The sequence below is a fragment of the Chitinimonas sp. JJ19 genome (genome assembly GCF_036961565.1).
In the GTDB taxonomy this organism is placed as follows: domain Bacteria; phylum Pseudomonadota; class Gammaproteobacteria; order Burkholderiales; family Chitinimonadaceae; genus Chitinimonas.
On sequence record NZ_JBAMDD010000007.1, the window covers coordinates 198,229 to 217,179 of the forward strand.

The window sequence follows — 18,951 nt, forward strand, 5'->3', positions numbered from 1 at the left end:
TCCCAGCCATCCGTTTACGACAGGTTACACCCGGCCAGTCGGCGGGCAAAAACACCCGCACGGGCCAACTGGCCCGTGCGGGTGTGATCATGCTGCTTAGAACGCCAGGTTGTACTGAATACCCAGGATGTGCGAGTACACATCGTAGCGGCCCTTGACGGTTGCGCAGCTCGAGGTGTTCTTGGTGCTGTCGCAAACGCCGGGGGCCAGGCCACCGTTATCGTAGTTGTTGATGGCCGGCTCGCCGACATGGACATAGGAGTAGGCCAGGTCGAAGGAGCTGTGCTTGCTCACCGCCCAGTTAGCGCCGACCGAGAACCACTTGCGATCCATGTCAGGAATCGAAGGCGTACGGTTGCTGTCATTGACCGGCGATTCGTCGTAGGCCAGGCCAGCACGCAGCAACCAGCTGTCATTGAGCTTGTAGCTGCCACCGAACGAGACCTTGGTGGTGTCTTTCCAGTCTTCCGGCGTATTGGACGGTGCCAGGCCCGTGGTGAAGTTCACGGTCAGATCCTGGAAGCGCGAGTGACGGGTACGGGTAATGTCGCCCATCAGCGCCAGGCGGTCACCGATCTGCTTGTAGCCGGAAATGGAGATCGACTCAGGCGTATCCACCGCCAGGTTAGCGGCGCCGTTGACATAGCCACGGGCAATCAGGCCGTTGTATACGGTGCTGCCCACGGCCGGCAAGGCCTTGAGGTTGGCTTCCGGCAACGTCCACTCAGCCGTACCGGTGAGCTTGTGCGAAATCTTGGAGCGATAGGCCAGGCCAACACGGGTGCCTTCGTCGATATTGAACATCACACCCATGTTCCAGCCAAAGCCCCAGTCATCGCCCTTGATCTTGACGCGACCATCGTACTCGGGGTTACCAGGCAGCGGGCCCTTGCCCACGCCAACATTGCCCAGCAGTTGCAGCATGGAGGCAGGCACCTGGCCTGCCTGCACAGCGGGCACCAGCGCAGCAATGGCGCCAGTACCAAAGTCAGCCGCCTTGATCAGCTTGCCTTCGATATGCTGGGCAGTAATACCCGCACCGAACGAGACCTTCTCGTTGACCTTGAGCGAGAACGACGGGTTCAGGGCTATGGTCTTGAGCTCGGTCTTGATGATGTTGTAGCGGCCCACCCAGTTGTCTTCGTATTCGGTCTTGGAACCGAACGGCACGAACAGGCCGAAGCCCAGGGTGGCGCGATCGCTGATCTGATGCGACATATAGGCATGCGGCACACCCGTCGGCTCGACAAAGTCACCGCCGTTGTTGTTCTTTTGCCCATTGGCGGTGCTGCGGCCACCTTGCACCACGCCCGGTATCGGGTTGGTATGCGAGCCATCGTCAGTGAACTTGCCGTTTGGCACTACCACGTTCAACACGCCCGTCATGGTCGTGCCCTTGAGGTTGCTCAGGCCGGCGGGGTTGTAGAACAGGGTGGAGGCATCTTCTGCCGCCGCACCGGAGGCATTGGCCGTGCCCTGGGCGCTGACCGACTGGGTACCGAAGTGATACCCCGAGGCGTAGGCTTGGTGGGCGAAAGCAGCGCCAACCAGCAGCGCGGTAACACGAAGTGCGTGCATCGTCATTTGTTGTCTCCGTTGTGGTAGGTAAAACAGCTCTTCGGCCGATTCAGCCAATTCATTCAAGCGCTCGGCCGAGAATGTGGCGAGCATAGCACAGCACCTGTGCGTAATTTGCTGAAAAGCCGCGCCAGACTGGGCTGGCGCGGCTTTTCGACTACAGTTTTCGTTGGTTTTTCACACCCACGAATAAGCTAGGTATTACACCGGAATCCGGGCACTGATTTCGGTATCGTGCTGGTCCAGCATCTTGTCGAAATCATCAACCATGATGACTTCGCGCTTGAGCCGGCGGGCACGGGTCACCATCTCATGCTCGGCCTGGGTAATCTGGCCACTGGCCAATGCTTCATCCAGGCGACCCTGGGCATTCAGCGCCTTCAGCTTGCCGTCGCGCTGGGCACGACGCAGCTTGCCTTCGGTGCTTTCGGCCTCGATATGGGCACTCAATGCATAGTTGAGCACACCAACGGCATCAGCTTCATTCTTGGGCACATACACATCACGGGTCAGGCGGTCGCGGGCAGCACCAGGCTGCATCAGCAGACGGGCGATCTTGGTGCCCAGGCGGTCACGCGGCGTGGTGAAGTGGCGGCCCAGCGGGAAGATGATCCACTTCAGCACAAAGGCCAGCGGACGGTTGGGCAGGTTGGCCAGGAAACCGGTCAGCGCTTCCTGTGCATCATGCAGCGCCTGCAGCACAGCCCACTTCAGCAGAGGCAGATCTTCCTTGGGGCTACCGTCATCCGCAAAACGCTTCAGCGACGAAGTGGCAATGTACAGGTTGGACAGCACATCACCCAGGCGTGCCGAGATCTTCTCGCGGAACTTGAGCGAGCCACCCATGCTGAACATGGCCATATCAGACGCCAGGGCAAAAGCCGCCGACAGACGCTCGATGTCCTTGTAATACTGTGCCAGATCACCACCCACCGGGGCGGAATTGAGCTTGGAGCCGGTCACACCCATCACAAAGCTACGGATGGCGTTATCGAACACGAAACCGATATGGCCGCTGAAGGCCTTGTCGAACTCGGCGCCGTTATTGGCCATGGCAGCCTTCATTTCACGCAGCACAAAAGGATGGCAGCGAATGGCGCCCTGGCCGTAGATGATCATGGAACGGGTCAGGATATTGGCGCCTTCCACGGTAATGCCGACCGGAATGGTCTGGTAGGCATTGCCCAGGTAGTTGCGCGGCCCCAGCACCACTGCCTTGCCGCCGTGAATATCCATGGCGTCGTTCAGCACCTTACGCATGCGCTCGGTGTTGTGATACTTCAGGATGGCGGAGATCACCGACGGCTTCTCGCCGCTATCGAGGCCGGCCAAGGCCAGGCGCTGGGCCGAATCCATCTGGTAGGTATAACCACCGATGCGGGCCAGTGCTTCATCCACGCCCTCGAACTTGCCGATGGACAGGCCAAACTGCTCACGCACCCGGGCATAGGCACCGGTCACGAAGCTGGCAAACTTGCCCGAGGCCACCGACATGGCGGGCAGGGAGATGGCGCGGCCTACCGACAGGCACTCGACCAGCATGCGCCAGCCCTGACCAGCGTAGTCCTTGCCACCGATGATCCACTCCAGCGGAATGAACACATCCTTGCCCATGGTCGGGCCATTCATGAAGGCCGAACCCGGTGGCGCATGGCGACGACCGATCTGCACACCCTCGTGCTCGGTCGGAATCAGCGCACAGGTGATACCGATGTCTTCCTTGTCGCCCAGGATATGCTCAGGGTCATACAGCTTGAAAGCCATGCCCAGCACGGTGGCGATAGGCGCCAGGGTAATCCAGCGCTTTTCCCAGCTCAGGCGGATACCCACCACGTTTTCATGATGCTGGCCGGTACGTGGGTCGGTATAGGAGCCACGGGTCACCACGCCAAAGTCTGGGATGGCGCCAGCATCGGAGCCAGCATAGGGGCTGGTCAGCGCAAAGCAGGGAATATCCAGGCCCTTGGCCAGGCGGGGCAGGTAGTAGTCCTTCTGCGCCTCGGTACCATAGTGCTGCAGCAGCTCGCCCGGTCCGAGCGAGTTCGGCACCATCACCGAAACAGCGGCCGTACCACCACGGGTCGCAATCTTGGTCACGATACGGGCATGCGCGTAGTTGGAGAACTCCACGCCACCATATTTCTTCTTGATGATCATGCCCAGGAAGCCATTGTCCTTGATGAACTGCCACACTTCAGGCGGCAGATCCTTCAGCTCATGGGTGATCTTCCAGTCGTCGATCATGCTGCACAGCTGCTCGGTCGGGCCATCCAGGAAGGCCTGCTCCTCAGCGCTCAGCTTGGGCGCGTTGTAGCCATGCAGCTTCTTGAAATCAGGCTTGCCCGAGAACAGCTCGGCATCCCACCAGACAGTACCGGCATTGATGGCTTCTTGCTCGGTCTGCGACATGGCAGGGGTGATCTTCTTGAAGATGCCGAAGATAGGGCCGGTCAGCAGTGCACGACGCAGCGGAACGATATTGAATATCGCTGCAATCACGCCCGCGCCGATCAGCCAGCCCAGATGCAGGCCACAGCCGCCGTAAACACCGTAAGCGATGCCGGCCAATGCCGCAATGGTCCAGGCGATCAGCGGCGCGCGCAGATAGCCTAGCGCCAGTATCGCAACGATGACGATCAGGATGGTGAGTGCCATGAGGTCTTCCTTCCCAGGAGGTTAAAAGCTTGAACCCGCACCCTTTGCAGTAACCGGCGCTGTCAGGCCGGCCACGACGAAAGGCACGAGATAAGTGGCGATCAGGCGCGGATCCCGCGCATTGACCACCGGATCGATAACAAACAGCCGCAGAATGTTATTGCCGGCAAACGCATTGAAAATCGCCGAAAAAGCGAAATTGAGCCGCCATTGCAGCTCTATGGCATCCAGCTCAGGCAGGGCCTTGGCGGTCGCCTTGGCATAGCGCGCAACCAGTTCTTCGTAGTGCCGGGGCAGGCTCTCGCGTAGTACAGGATGCGCCTCGATAAAGGTACGGCTGAGCAGACGCACGAAAATCACCCCGCCCCGCTTGGGGTCATGGGCGATATCGAGCGCCGCGTCCATAAAGGCACGCATGATGCGCTCCACCGACACCGGCTCACCCTGGGCCGCGGCTTCCAGCCTGTCCAGGTTCTGCACTGCCAGTTGCGTCAACGGGGTCAGCCGACGGGTGAACACCCCCTGGAACAAGGCATCCTTGCTGCCAAAGTGGTAATTCACCGCAGCCAGGTTCACCTCGGCGCGCTGGGTGATCATGCGCATCGAAGTGGCCTCGAATCCGTGCTCCACGAACAGTGCCTCGGCCGCATCGAGAATGCGTGTCGCAGTGTCGAGCTGCCGTGTTTCGCCTATGCCATTCATTGTTTTTGCCGTGTTGTTCTGCGCCGCCGATTTCGCGGCTGTGTCGGGTCTGGTTTACCCATAAGCATAGCCGATTCAATCAAACGGTTGTTTGAAACATACGTCCCAGTGATTTTTTAGTCAAGCAAGCGCTCGATTGTGCGCCGCAGCATGTCTCACTGCCGCATCGGCTCCGACCTGCCTCTTGGCGCACCAGCACGGTGCATTGCACACCCGTACTGCTTTTGCATAGCCGCCACAACCTGCAATACCTGCTTGATTTTTTCATCAACATCAAACAGTTGCAGGCATGCGACAAAATTAGAGCAATCGCTCAACAGGCAAAGTCACGCGCTATGATCCGCACCTGCCCAAGTGCTTGCTCGAATCAGGTGGTACGCAACACTCGGGCACGGAGGCCGTGGTTCGCCTCCAGCCGTCACCCCCATCGGTACGACAGCTTGGCCCCGTGTTGCGACGGGTGTCGTCCCGCTATCGGGCTGGTGATTTCCCCCAGAACGAGGAGACAACAATGAAAAACAAAACCCTGCTGCTTGGCGCCCTGCTGCTGTCCTCATGGGCCCACGCATCCACCCCCACCAATGCAGCCGACATCCGCCCCGACCCCATCCTGGGCAGCTACCTGTCCCCCCACGGCCCTGCCTCCGCCGAGTCACTGTACAAGCTCAAGCGCAACAAGCTGAACCAGGACGGTATGACCATACGGGCGTCCGGCAGCACCTATACCTATCTGCGCTGCTACTACGCCACAGGTACCAAGCTTCGGCCCACCACCAACTATGTGTGGGCGCTCAATACCGGCAACAACGACTACTACCGTATCTACGGTAGCTGGTGGTCCAGCAGCATGCTGGCCTGGAAAAACATGTTCTATAGCGATACCAGCCAGGACACCCTCAAGTCCGTGTGCCAGAGCACACTCAGCCGCAAGGGCCTGGGTTCCAATGTGGCCATGTGGGCTGCGGCCGACAATTCACTGTCGTTCAATTACACCGTCTGGAGCCAGGACAGTGCTGCCCAGTTGGGCGGCATCAACCGCATTGTGGCCTTTGGCGATAGCCTGTCCGACACCCAGAACATGTACAACGCCTCGCAATGGCTGCTCCCCAACCGCAATAGCTGGTTCCTGGGCCGCTTCAGCAATGGCAACAACTGGGTTGAATACCTGGCCGACAGCCTGCGCCTGCCGCTCTATAACTGGGCCGTGGGCGGTGCCGGGGTCAATACCGAGAAATACGTCATTGCCGGCGTGACCGACCAGGTGCAGTCGTACAAGGAATACATGCAGAAAGCCGCAGCCTACCGGCCGGAGAAAACCCTGTTCACGGTCTTGATAGGCGGCAATGACTTCGTCAACTATGACCGTAGCGTGGATCAGGTCATTGCTGGCGAAACCAGCGCCCTGCAGAACCTGCTCAATACCGGCGCCCGCAATGTACTGCTGTTGAAGCTGCCCGATGTCTCCAAGGCGCCTGTGTTCAAGATCAAGGGCAACCCTGCCCTGGTGGCCGCCAAGGTGCTGGACTACAACAACCGCCTGGACGGCATGATCGCCAGCCTGCGTGCCCAGTACGGCAGCAGCCTGAACATACGGGTGTTTGATACCTACACCCTGTTCAACAGCGTGCTCAACAGCCCGGCCAGCTATGGCATGACCAACACCACCAGCTCCTGCCTCAATATCAACAGCGACAGCAGCCTCAACTACCTGAGCAGCCAGTCGCCGCGCAGCGAGTGCAGCAACCCCGACACCTTCGTGTTCTGGGACACCCTGCATCCGACCACGCGTACCCACAAGCTGCTTAGCGAGAACGTGGCGCCGTTTGTGCGAGCTGCCTATCCGGTACCCGTGTTCTAAGGGGCAGCAACCGCCTCAGCAGTAGCCATCACGACTGCCGCATCAGCAGGACCATGCCCACACAGGCATGGTCCTGTTTTCATTTGCCCTCCCCTACCAACTTGGTAAATATCGCCGCAGCCACAGCGCGCCAGCACAAGATTCCCGATTGCCCCTCCGCCATAGTTCGCCCTGCAACAACACGCGCCAGACAACCCGCGCAGGTCGGCAGCCAGCCGAAACTGCAAAGCAGGTGCCAAGGCTATCGTCTACGGAAAATAGGGAATGTGAGATGAAAACAAAACTGCGTTGCCCCCTGCTGGCAGCCTTGCTGCTGGGGTGCCTGAGCCCACTGGCACAGGCGGATACCGATACCACCGAGCGCATGCTGCCCATGCCCCAGGTCAGGCAGAACCTGCCACCCAGCACCGAGCAGAAACTGTACAACCTGAGCGAAACCCGCCGGGCCCGTACCGACCTGCGCCTGCCCAAGCAGCGTGATACCCGATTCAACGGCCAGGTCAGCGCGCTAGCGACCACGCCGGAATGCGAGGATATGAACCGGCTGGCCAGCCATAGCGGCAATGACCTGGCCAATTATCTGGTCAGCCTGCCCGACTACGAATGCCACTACGGCCTGTTCTCGCTCAACAGCACCCTGGCCAGCCAGATCTACAGCCCGGCCAACATGACCGCCGTGGCCAGCCGCTTTGCCCAGGAAGCCGCCGCCTACAATGCCAGCAACCGCAACCTGATCAATTTGATCATCTACCTGCGTGCCGGCTACTACCTGGCAGGCTCCAACACCATACCCGAGCCTTCCAGCAGTCTGCTGGGCACGCTGCGCCCGGCCATCAAGCAATTGCTGGCCTCACCGCTGCTGTTCCAGAACAATGCTGTCGCCTCACCGACCGCTGGCGAAACCATGAAGCTGATCACCAACCTGCATGATGAGGCCTACTACCTCAGCGACATGCAGAGCCTGGTGACCCGCTACACCAATACCGCCAGCAACCCCAATGCAGCCCAGGCACTGCTGGTACGGTCGGCGAGCGACGGCTATACCGGCGTGCTGACGGTCTATTACTACGCCAACTTCCGCCCCGAAGGCCTCGCCATACTCCGGAGCGACGCCAGCCATGCCACCGCGCTCAACCAGTTCGTGCTGGCGAACAAGGCAACGCTGCTCAATACCAACTACAGCTACCAGCTGACCGACAGCGCCAACGAAGCTTTCCGCATGTTCGGTCTGCCGGAGCTGAAGCCCACCATCAAGCCCATGATCAAGCACATGCTGGCCACCACCAGCATGACCGGGCCGGACATGGGCCTGTGGCTGAAGGCCGCGCAGGCGGTAAAGTATTACGACAATGCCAACTGCGCCGAATACGGCACCTGTAATTTTGAACAGCAATTGGCCAATGCCGCCTTGCCCATCAGCCACAACTGCAGCGCCACCATCCGCATCCGCGCCCAGGACATGACGGCAGCGCAGTTGCAGGAATCGTGCACCACCCTGCAAAGTGGCGAGACCTACTTCCACAACATGCTGCAAACCAACCGTACACCGGTCGCCAATGATCACAACACGGCACTGGAAGTAGTGGTATTCGACGACTATGCCAACTACAGCAAATACGCTTCTGCCATCTACGATATCGACACCAACAATGGTGGCATGTATCTGGAAGGCAACCCTGCTGTGGTCGGCAACCAGGCCCGCTTCATCGCCCATGAAGCCTCCTGGATGCGCCCCAGTTTCAAGATATGGAACCTGGAGCATGAGTATGTGCACTACCTGGATGGCCGCTTCAATATGTATGGTGACTTCGGCGCAGGCACGGCCAAGCCGACGGTATGGTGGATAGAGGGCATAGGTGAATACCTGTCGCTGCGCAATAACAACCAGGCCAGCATCGATGCTGCCCGCACCGGCCAGTACAAACTCAGCCAGATCTTCGGCAACACCTACTCCATGGGCGACTACACCAACCGTGCCTACCGCTGGGGCTATATGGCCACCCGCTTCATGATGGAACGCCATCGCAGCGATGTGGATACCGTCCTGGCACGCTTCCGTGCAGGGGATTACAACGGCTATCAGAGCTATATGAGCCAGATTGGCACCCGCTATGACAGCGAGTTCGCCAGTTGGGCCCAGACGGCCACTACTGCTGGCGAGCCCCCCATGCCCGGCGGCATCATCCTGCCCAGCTGTAACCATCCCTACTACCTGGGCAAGGGTTGCTCCATCAGTGGCTTTGCCTCCAGCACCCGCAGCTATGCCTACATCCACCTGCCGGCAGGCGCTCGCAACCTCAAGATATGGACGACGGCGGGTAACGGCGATGTCGATCTCTACGCGGGTTTCAACCGCTATCCGACCACTGGTAGCTATGATGCAGCTTCGATACACCCTGGTAACAATGAGAGTATCAGCCTGCCCAACCCGCCTACCGGGCAATGGATTTACTTCCTGATGCAGGCCAAGCAACCGTTTAGCGGCGTTGCCATCAACGCCAGCTACGACTAGGCAGGTAGCCACCCCGCTCTGAAAGCGTAAAAAGCCACTGGGTACGCCCAGTGGCTTTTCCTGTTATTTGCTACAAAAGCAATGCGGGCGGTTCGCCTGTATTGATCAAAATATGCAAATAACATATTTTAGAGCGTTTGCACCACGCAGGGTACTACCAGAAACCTTAGCCGCCCAGCTTGGCAGGCGATATGGGCGCGACGCCATGGACATCCCAAGCCCACGCCTGCGCTGCACGGACACCTGATACCGCTCGTTGCCGACCATTCGGCCCCAGGGAGTTGCCCCATGTTTGCAACCAGTACCTTGGCCGCACAACGGCCCTACATCGTCCAGCAATTGAGCGATGTACTGTTCGTCGAGTCCTTGTTCGAGCGCCTCCCTGACGTGGTGTTCTCTGTCAAGGACACGCAAGGCCGCTATCTCGCCATGAGTAGCGCCTGCGTGGCGCGCTGCCGCTTGCGGCACAAGCAGGATGCCATAGGACGCACCGCCCACGACCTGTTCCCCAGCCACATGGCACAGCGCTATTGCGAGCAGGACGCTGCTGTCTTTGCGGCAGGCAGACCCATCGTCGACAGCCTGGACCTGACGCTCTACAACGATGGCAAGAGCGGCTGGTGCATCTCCAACAAACAACCCATACACAATGCCAGCGGCACACTGCTAGGCCTGGTCTGCATCTCCAAGGACCTCACCGAGCTGAGCCGCGATGGTTTGATAGACGCAGGCTTCGCGCGAGTGGTGGACTACATCCAGGCGCACTACGCCCGCCATCTCAATCTGCAAGAGCTGGCCGATGTGGCCAGACTGTCCATAGCCCAGCTGGACAGGCGGATGAAGCGGGTATTCCAGACCAGCACCGGCGAATTTGTCCGCCGCACCCGGCTGGAGGCAGCCCTGTACGCCATCCGCGAAACCGCCATACCAATTGCCGATATTGCCGTGGATACTGGCTTCTTCGACCAAAGCGCCCTGCACAAGCAATGCAAACTGGCCACTGGGCTCAGTCCCAGGCAGCTCAGGCTGCAACACTGCAGCGACAGCGCCGACTGAGACTGCGTCCAAGAACCTGTTCAAAGAATGCAAGACAAAAAAACGGCAACCCGATGGGTTGCCGTTTTTTCGACGCCTCAAACAGACTGCAATCAGCCTTCCGAAGCACGCTGTGCGCGCTTGCGGTCATGCTCATTCAGGTGGCGCTTGCGGATACGGATGCTCACCGGAGTGATTTCCACCAGCTCGTCGTCATCGATGAACTCCACGGCCGATTCCAGCGTCAGCTTGATCGGGGTGGTCAGGCGCACAGCCTCATCGGTACCCGAGGCACGCACGTTGGTCAGCTGCTTGCCCTTGATCGGGTTCACGATCAGGTCATTGTCGCGGCTATGGATGCCGATGATCATGCCTTCATACAGCTTGTCACCTGGGCTTACGAACATGCGGCCGCGGTCTTCCAGCTTCCACAGTGCGTAGGCCACGGCTTCGCCGTCATCCTGCGAGATCAGAACGCCATTGTGACGGCCAGGCATATCGGGCTTGGTCGGGGCGTAGTCGTCAAACACGTGGCTCATCAGGCCGGTACCACGGGTCATGGTCATGAAGTCGGACTGGAAGCCGATCAGGCCACGGGCAGGAATGTGGTACTCCAGGCGGGTACGGCCCTGGCCATCGCTTTCCATATTGGTCAGCTCGCCACGACGGCGCCCGATTTCTTCCATGATGCCGCCCTGGTGGCTGTCTTCCAGGTCGATGGTCAGGTTTTCATACGGCTCGCACTTCACGCCGTTGATTTCCTTGTACACCACGCGCGGCTTGGCCACGGCCATTTCAAAGCCTTCGCGACGCATGCTTTCCAGCAAAATGGTCAGGTGCAGTTCACCGCGACCGGAGACGCGGAAGATATCCGCATCGCTGGTGTCTTCCACACGCAGCGCCACATTGGTCAGCAGTTCCTTGTTCAGGCGGTCGCGAATCTGGCGGCTGGTCACGAACTTGCCTTCGGTGCCGGCCAATGGCGAGGTATTCACCATGAAGTCCATGGTCAGGGTGGGCTCGTCCACACCCAGGACCGGTAGACCAACCGGGGATTCCTTGTCACAGATGGTGACGCCAATACCGATATCGTCCAGACCGGAAATGATGATGATGTCGCCAGCCTCAGCCGACTCCACAGGCACCCGCTCCAGGCCCTGGAAGCCCAGCACCTGGTTGATACGACCGGAAGCCACCTGCTCTTCGTGGTTCATCACCACGACTTGCTGGCCCGGCTTGATACGGCCGTTGATCACGCGTCCTACCCCCAGGCGACCGGTATAGGTGGAGTAATCCAGCGCGGCCAGTTGCAACTGCAGGGGGGCATCAGGGTTGCCCGGTGGTGTGGGCACATGCTTGAGTACGGTCTCGAACAGGGGGCGCATATTGTCCGAGGTTTCATCCAGGTTCAGCTTGGCGAAGCCATTCAAGCCCGACGCATAAATGATGGGGAAGTCGAGTTGCTCGTCGGTCGCACCCAGGCGGTCGAACAGGTCGAAGGTCTGGTCCAGCACCCAGTCAGGACGTGCACCGGGACGGTCCACCTTGTTGATCACCACGATGGGGCGCAGACCCAGGGCCAATGCCTTCTTGGTCACAAAACGGGTTTGCGGCATGGGGCCTTCAACGGCATCCACCAGCAGCAGTACGCCGTCCACCATGCCCAGCACCCGCTCAACCTCGCCACCGAAGTCGGCATGGCCGGGGGTGTCGACGATATTGATATGAGTGCCTTCGAAATCGATGGCAGTGTTCTTGGCCAGAATCGTGATGCCGCGCTCTTTTTCAAGATCGTTGCTGTCCATCACGCGTTCGTCGACCTGCTGGTTTTCACGGAAGGTGCCCGATTGGCGCAGCAATTGGTCCACCAGCGTGGTCTTGCCATGGTCAACGTGGGCGATGATAGCGATATTACGTAATGCGCGGCTCATAAGAGAAACCTGTCAATTTCGATTCTGGAAACGAAGCATTTTAGCATGCCGATCTTTCTGCAACGCACAAAGTATTTGATTTTTTCTTTTGTTTTCAGCATACTGCGCCCCGTTGCATCGAAACACGGTGCACGATCATCGATACCTGACCTCCGCGCCGTTGCAGTTTCAACGTTTTGGCGCTCTTTCGGTTAGCGTCGATGTGGCGCTGCCGATCCGCATATCAGCCTAAGTTCGGGCCCTGCCGATCTCAGCTTTGTCAGCCTGGATAACCGGGCTAGTAAACCAATTACGAATCTACGCGCATGCCGCGCCGGACGGGTTTTAGCCTGTCGGCCCATAATACGGGGCTTGTTTAGTCGTGGCGTCTGTGCTCGGGTTCGTTCGCTTTCCGATTAATTGTTATCGGCAAGCACCACCTAGGAAACCGCTTTGACACAAGTCACCTTCGCCGACCTCGGCCTTGCCCAGCCTATTCTTGACACCCTCGTTACCTCTGGCTACACCGAACCCACGCCAGTCCAGGCAGCCGCCATTCCGCTGCTGCTGCAACGTCGCGATGTCATGGCTTCGGCAGCCACCGGCACAGGCAAGACCGCAGCCTTCATGCTGCCCGCACTGAACTTCCTGACCGAAAAAACCGAGCGTCCCGGCAAGGGCCCACGCATTCTGGTGCTGTCGCCTACCCGTGAACTGGCTGCCCAGATCAAGAGCGCTGCCGAAACCTATGGCAAGCAGATCCGCCACGCCAAGGTAGTCAGCGTCGTGGGCGGCATGCCTTACCCGCTGCAGATCAAGCTGCTGTCCAGCCCCGTCGAAATCCTGGTCGCCACCCCTGGCCGCCTGATCGACCTGATGGACCGTGGCCGTATCGACCTGGGCCGTCTTGAAATGCTGGTGCTGGACGAAGCCGACCGCATGCTGGACCTGGGCTTCCGCGACGATATCGCCCATATCGCCACCAAGCTGCCCAAGGAGCGCGTCACTGCCCTGTTCTCGGCCACGCTGGATGGCGATATCGCCACCATCGCCCAGTCGCTGCTGACCGACCCGCAACGCATAGAAATCGCCCCGCCGCCCAAGCGCCAGGAACAGATCGTCGAGAAGCTGCACTACGCTGACGACATCACTCACAAGGCCAAGCTGCTGGATCGCATCCTGGAAGACGAAGCCGTCGGCCAGGCCATCATCTTCATTGCCACCAAGCTGGATGCCGCCGACCTCGCCGACCGCCTGCTGGGCCAAGGCAAGAAGGCCGCCGCCCTGCACGGCGACATGCCGCAGCGCGAGCGTACCCGTACCCTGGCCCGCCTGAAGAAGGGCGAGATCGATGTACTGGTCGCCACTGACGTCGCCGCCCGTGGTATCGACGTAGCCGGCATCACCCACGTGGTGAACTTCGACCTGCCCAAGTTTGCCGAAGACTATGTCCACCGTATTGGCCGTACCGGCCGCGCTGGCCGTGACGGTATTGCCATCTCCTTCGCCGCCAAGCACGAAGTGCCCGCGCTGCGCCGCATCGAGAAGTTTGTTGGCCGCAAGTTCAACCCGTATCAGCTGGAAGGCCTCGAAGCCCGCTTCGAGCCGCGCCCCAGCAATGGCGGCAGCCGCTTCGGCAGCCGTGATGGTGGCCGCAACAAGTTCAGCGACAAGCCGCGTGATGGTGGCAAGCGCTTTGACGAGCGCAAGCCCGCCGGCGAAGGCCGCAGCTACGGCGATCGCAAGCCTTTCGGCGAAAAGACCTACGGCGAACGCAAGGCCTACGGCGACCGCCCGGCCGGTGATCGTCCCGCTGGTGACCGCAAGCCCTACGGCGATCGTCCCGCTGGTGATCGCAAGTCTTTCGGTGACCGCCCAGCCGGTGATCGCGACAACTACGGCAACCGCAAGCCTGCCGGCGAAGGTCGCAGCTTCAGCGACCGCAAGCCCTACGGCGACCGTGACAACATCGGCAACCGTGACAATGTCGGCAACCGCGCTCCCCGCACCAACCGGGCAGACTTCAAGGGCCTGGAAACCGATGCCACCGTGTACTCGGAACAACCCCGCCTGACCCTGCACAGTCCGCTGGATGGCGGCAACCGCAAGCCGGGCAACCGCGGTGGCAATGGCAACGGCAAGCCATCGTTCAACCGTGGCGGTGGTGACAACCGTGGCAATGTTGCACCCAAGCGCCCAGGTGGCCGTCCGTCCTTCAGCAACCGCGACTTCGACTAAGTCGTCGCCTTGCGTCAGGTAAAAAACCGCTCTCAGGAGCGGTTTTTTTACGTCCATGCACCGCAAGTCCGCGGGCCGTGCACTATGCTGATTCAAGTACTTACAATAGGTGGCGGCGCCTCCAATGCTCGCCCACCGAATCTGCGTCCAGCGCGCAGGGTGCCCATGCCACGCATACCAGGCTGAAGTCGGGACAACCTTGCTCTGGTGCAAGGGGGAAGCATGGATGCGATCGCCGTACAGCAGCAGGCCCATCTGGCCATGCCGGGCAAGGTTCATCAACGCAGATGGGGGCTCAAGCAGGGCCTCTACCTGTTCTTTGCGATCCTGATACTTGGTCAGAGCGCCCTGGCCTGGCTAGCCTGGCACAGTGCCAGCCGGCTGATGATAGGCGGCACCCGCTACCAGCAGATCATCAACGCCAAGGATCTGGTGGCCGATATCCTGCCGCCGCCCGCCTACCTGATCGAGGTGCATATGCTGGCACATGATCTGGCAGCCAACCCCAGCCCCGTAACGCAACAGCGCTTGCGGCGGGAGATGGCGCGCTATGTCGACCGCATGCGTCACTGGCGCAATAGCCCCCTGCCGCCCGAGGTACTGCACACCTTGCTGACCCAGGCCGAGCCCGCTGGCCAGCACTACCTGGCGCAGCTGGAATCCCGCTATTTGCCCGCCCTTGCCAGCCAGGATGCCACGCTGATTGCCAGCAGCCAGGCGGCGCTGGACAGGCTGTTCCTGATACATCGTGCAAGCATAGACGCCCAGGTGGATGCCGCCCGGCACTATCTGCAGACGCAGGAGCAGGCTGCCGTAGCCGGCATACAACAGGGCAAGCTGCGGATACTGCTGCTGTACGGACTCAGCATGCTGATCCTGCTTGCGGGGGCGTGGCTGGCCTGGCGACGGCTGGAACAGCTGCTGGGCGGCGAGCCCAGCGCAGCCCGCCAGGCCATACGCCGGCTGGCGCGTGGTGATCTGGCGCAGGCGACGGCCATCAAGCCGCACGACAGCAGCAGCCTGCTGGCCGAGCAGGAGCAGATGCGCCAGCATCTGCTGGTGGTGCTCAAGGAGATACAGCAAGGCAGCCTGGCCCTGGAAGCGCATGCCGCCGAGATCGCCAGCAACACCGAAGCCATGCGCCAGCAGAGTGACCGGCTGGCACAGGGTATAGGCCAGACTCACGCCTCGCTGGAACAAATACGCTTTGGCATCAGCCACACCCGCCAGAGCGCGGTGGCCAGCGCCAGCCTGACCGAGGCAGCGCGCCTGCGTACCCGCCATGGCATAGAACTGGCCATGACCGCCAGCAGTGAAATGCGCCAGATCGCACAATTGCTGAAGCTGGTGGACGACATTGCCTACCAGACCAATATGCTGGCGCTGAACGCCACCATAGAGGCTGCCCGAGCCGGCCCGCATGGCCGTGGCTTTGCCGTAGTCGCCAACGAGGTGCGCAAACTGGCGCAGCGCAGCCAGAACGCCGCCACCGAGGTGAGTGGCATTACCGATCGCATACAGAGAATGGCCGACGAAGCCGTGGAGGAGTTCGGTGAACTCGATCATGCGGTGGATGAAGCCGCCCTGCGGGCCAGCGAAGTGGCGCAGGCCACCGAGCTGCAGGCAGCAGGTACGCGCCATATCGATGAGGCGCTCACCGGCTTTGCCCAAGCAGCCCAGGGCGACAGCGCGGCAGCCGAGGAACTGGCCACCACGGCCGAGGAAATGAGCAGGCTGGCCGAAAGCCTGCGCCAGCGCCTGGCCTACTTCCGCCTGCCTACGGGCTGACCTAGCACGCGCCGCTTACGCCGTGTCAGAAAAGGGCTGTATGAACGACCCAGGTTTGCGACGAAGCCACGCTTAGCGTACCGGCTAGGCGTGCGCAGCCGGCAAGGATTTGGCCCCCGGCGCCAGCTCGCGCGGGGCTATCCACCGCGCGCTGACTATGCGAGGTTGTCCATGACACATCTTACGCTTGCACTGTGCTTGCTCAGTGCCACCACCCTGGCGGCCCCCATAGACGAAGCCTATGCCGCCTATGCCCGTGGCGACAGGCCGATCGCGCTGCAGCGCTACCGTCAGTTGGCCGAACAGGGCCACGCCCTGGCGCAGTTCAACTACGCCATGATGCTGCGGCGGGGAGAAGCTGGGCAAACCCAGGAGGACTGGCTGGTCTGGCTGGAAAAAGCGGCCACCGGCGGCGTGATGAATGCCAACTATGTATTGGGCCTGGCCTATGAGCGCGGCGATGGTGTGCCGGTATCGCAAGTGCTGGCGACGCGCTGGTTCAAACTGGCGGCCGAGCAAGGCCATACCGAGGCGCAGCTCGACCTGGGCACGCAGTACTTCCTGGGACGTGGCGCACCCAAGGATTACACCGAAGCAGCACGCTGGTACGAGAAGGCCGCCGAGGGCGGCAATATGGGGGCGCAGTACCTGATCGCCTCCATGTACGAGCATGGCGACGGCAGGCCTGTCGATATCGCCCAGGCCTTGATGTGGTACACCGCTGCCGCGCGCCAGGGCGACCCGGCTGCAAAACTCAAGGCCGAGGTGCTGGCCCGCAGCCGCCCCTGACTGCCCCGTCCACCGGGCCAGTTCATCCCAATGGCGCAGAGGCTAGCCCACGCAGCCGAACGCCTGGGCGGCACAACCATGGTTGTTGGTATGGCCGGCGGGCCGGTATCGCAGCCTGGCGACATGGATAAAACTTCATGACAAGGATATATTGTCTACAAAGCCAGCACGCATAAGGCTTAGCGGATAGTGAGGAAGCCCTGACGTATAAGACAGACAAACAACAGGAGTACCACCATGACCTTGCGAGCCAAGCTGATTGTTCTTGTCATCGGACTTCTGGTCATGATGCTGGGGTTGGGCATTAACAACCTCACCCGTCTGGCCAGTACCAATGCCGCCTTTGCCACCACTTACAAGGACCGCGTCGTCCCACTGGATCAGCTCAAGGTGGTGGCCGACATGTATGCGGTCAATATCGTGGATACCACCCACAAGGCCAATCACCAGACCATCACCGCAGCAGCGGCGCGCACTGCCGTGGCAGAGGCCAATAAACAGATACGGACAAACTGGCAGGCCTACACCGCCACCGAGCTCACTGCGGAAGAAAAGCAGCTGGTGGCCGAGGCGGAAACCGCCATGAAGGCTGCCGACATGGCAGCGGCCAAGCTCGATCAACTACTGGCTGCGGGTGACACCACCGGACTGGACGCCTTCGCCCGCACCGACCTCTATCCGGCCATAGACCCGATATCGGGCAGCATCTCCAAACTGGTTGAGCTGCAATTGAAAGAGGCACGCAAGAACTTTGCCTCTGCCCAGGATGACTATGCCCATACCCGGATGGTGACCTGGATTACCCTGCTGGCCGCCATGGTGATTGCAGGGGGTGTATCCGCCTGGCTGCTCAATGGCATGAACCGCAAGATCGGCACACTGCGTGAAACCCTGCGGCAGGCCCGCGACAAGCGTGACCTGACCTTACGGGTGCCGGTGACCGCCAACGACGAGATAGACAGCATTGCCCGCGCCTACAACACCCTGGCCGACAATATGCAAACCCTGGTGCAGGCCGTGGCCAAGGCGGTGGACACCGTCAATCACGAAGCCGAACAACTGGCCAACACCACCCAGCAGGTGGCCCTGGCCTCCAACGCGGGTTCCGAGGCCACCAGCGCCATGGCCGCCGCAGTGGAACAGGTCACCGTCAGCATTGCTCATGTGGCCGATAATGCCCACGAGGCCCACGAGCTGGGTGCCACCAGCCGGCAACAGGCAGCCAGCGGCGCAGACCAGATACGTGCCACCGTAAGCCATATGCAGGCGATAGACCGCGCCGTGGCCGAGGCCGCGGGCAAGGTGACCACCCTGGGCCAGGATGCCCAGCGCATCACCTCTGTCGTCAGCGTCATCAAGGATGTGGCCGACCAGACCAATCTGCTGGCGCTCAATGCCGCCATTGAAGCTGCCCGGGCCGGCGAACAGGGACGCGGCTTTGCCGTGGTGGCCGATGAAGTGCGCAAGCTGGCCGAACGCACGGCCAATGCCACCATCGATATCCAGCAGATGGTGACCCAGATAGGCGGCAACAGCGAACAGGCTGTCGGCGCAATGAACACCACGGTGGAGCGAGCCCATGAATGTGCCGAGCTGGCCAGCCGCGCCGGGCTATCCATTGCCGCCATCACCGAGGGGGTGGACGCCAGCGAACAGGCTGTCGCCAACATTGCCGAATCACTGAACGAGCACAAGGCCGGTACCCAGCAGATAGCGCAGCAAGTGGAGAAGGTCGCCCAGATCAGCGAGGAAAACACCGCCGCCGTGGCCGCCATGAACCAGACGGCAAGCATGCTGGGCCGGCTGACCCATGAGCTCTGCGGCGAGGTTAACCAGTTCCGCTACGATGCCCGCTGAAGGCCTGCTGCGCACTGAAAATAGGGGAA

Annotated in this window: 10 protein-coding genes and 1 pseudogene; 7 read left to right on the top strand and 4 right to left on the bottom strand. The window is 60.7% G+C overall.

From position 1 onward, the window contains the following. Positions 1-96: 96 nt before the first annotated feature. From V7714_RS11075 to V7714_RS11085, 3 genes are all read right to left on the bottom strand, one after another. Positions 97-1,584, bottom strand: coding sequence for an OmpP1/FadL family transporter (locus V7714_RS11075; RefSeq protein WP_335709777.1), 1,488 nt, complete (start codon positions 1,582-1,584; stop codon positions 97-99). Positions 1,585-1,779: 195 nt separating this feature from the next. Next, positions 1,780-4,233: an acyl-CoA dehydrogenase gene (locus tag V7714_RS11080; protein ID WP_335709778.1), complete on the bottom strand. Its 2,454-nt coding sequence runs from the start codon at positions 4,231-4,233 to the stop codon at positions 1,780-1,782. Between the two features lie 21 nt (positions 4,234-4,254). After that, the gene (locus V7714_RS11085; protein ID WP_290330992.1) at positions 4,255-4,935 is read right to left on the bottom strand and encodes a TetR/AcrR family transcriptional regulator; all 681 of its coding nucleotides are present in this window, start codon (positions 4,933-4,935) and stop codon (positions 4,255-4,257) included. Between the two features lie 511 nt (positions 4,936-5,446). Between V7714_RS11085 and V7714_RS11090 the strand changes: the two genes are divergently transcribed. The 3 genes from V7714_RS11090 (at position 5,447) to V7714_RS11100 (ending at position 10,361) form a co-directional block, all read left to right on the top strand. Next, the gene (locus V7714_RS11090; protein ID WP_335709779.1) at positions 5,447-6,793 is read left to right on the top strand and encodes an SGNH/GDSL hydrolase family protein; all 1,347 of its coding nucleotides are present in this window, start codon (positions 5,447-5,449) and stop codon (positions 6,791-6,793) included. A 271-nt stretch (positions 6,794-7,064) separates the two neighbouring features. Continuing rightward, positions 7,065-9,305 (top strand): M9 family metallopeptidase, encoded by a 2,241-nt coding sequence (locus V7714_RS11095; RefSeq protein WP_335709780.1) that lies wholly within the window; start codon positions 7,065-7,067, stop codon positions 9,303-9,305. Between the two features lie 288 nt (positions 9,306-9,593). Then, positions 9,594-10,361, top strand: coding sequence for an AraC family transcriptional regulator (locus V7714_RS11100; RefSeq protein ID WP_335709781.1), 768 nt, complete (start codon positions 9,594-9,596; stop codon positions 10,359-10,361). Between the two features lie 92 nt (positions 10,362-10,453). Here the strand turns inward: V7714_RS11100 and typA are convergent, their stop codons facing one another. Next, positions 10,454-12,271 (bottom strand): translational GTPase TypA, encoded by a 1,818-nt coding sequence (gene typA / locus V7714_RS11105; RefSeq protein WP_290330998.1) that lies wholly within the window; start codon positions 12,269-12,271, stop codon positions 10,454-10,456. 432 nt (positions 12,272-12,703) lie between these two features. Between typA and V7714_RS11110 the strand changes: the two are divergent. The 4 genes and pseudogenes from V7714_RS11110 to V7714_RS11125 form a co-directional block, all read left to right on the top strand. Continuing rightward, positions 12,704-14,140 (top strand): annotated as a pseudogene (locus V7714_RS11110) (DEAD/DEAH box helicase); the annotation flags it as partial. Between the two features lie 570 nt (positions 14,141-14,710). Then, on the top strand, positions 14,711-16,276 hold the full coding sequence (locus V7714_RS11115; protein WP_335709783.1) for a methyl-accepting chemotaxis protein: 1,566 nt from the start codon (positions 14,711-14,713) through the stop codon (positions 16,274-16,276). 171 nt (positions 16,277-16,447) lie between these two features. Beyond that, the gene (locus V7714_RS11120; RefSeq protein ID WP_335709784.1) at positions 16,448-17,065 is read left to right on the top strand and encodes a tetratricopeptide repeat protein; all 618 of its coding nucleotides are present in this window, start codon (positions 16,448-16,450) and stop codon (positions 17,063-17,065) included. A 237-nt stretch (positions 17,066-17,302) separates the two neighbouring features. Beyond that, positions 17,303-18,922 (top strand): methyl-accepting chemotaxis protein, encoded by a 1,620-nt coding sequence (locus V7714_RS11125; RefSeq protein ID WP_335709785.1) that lies wholly within the window; start codon positions 17,303-17,305, stop codon positions 18,920-18,922. Positions 18,923-18,951 lie beyond the last annotated feature (29 nt).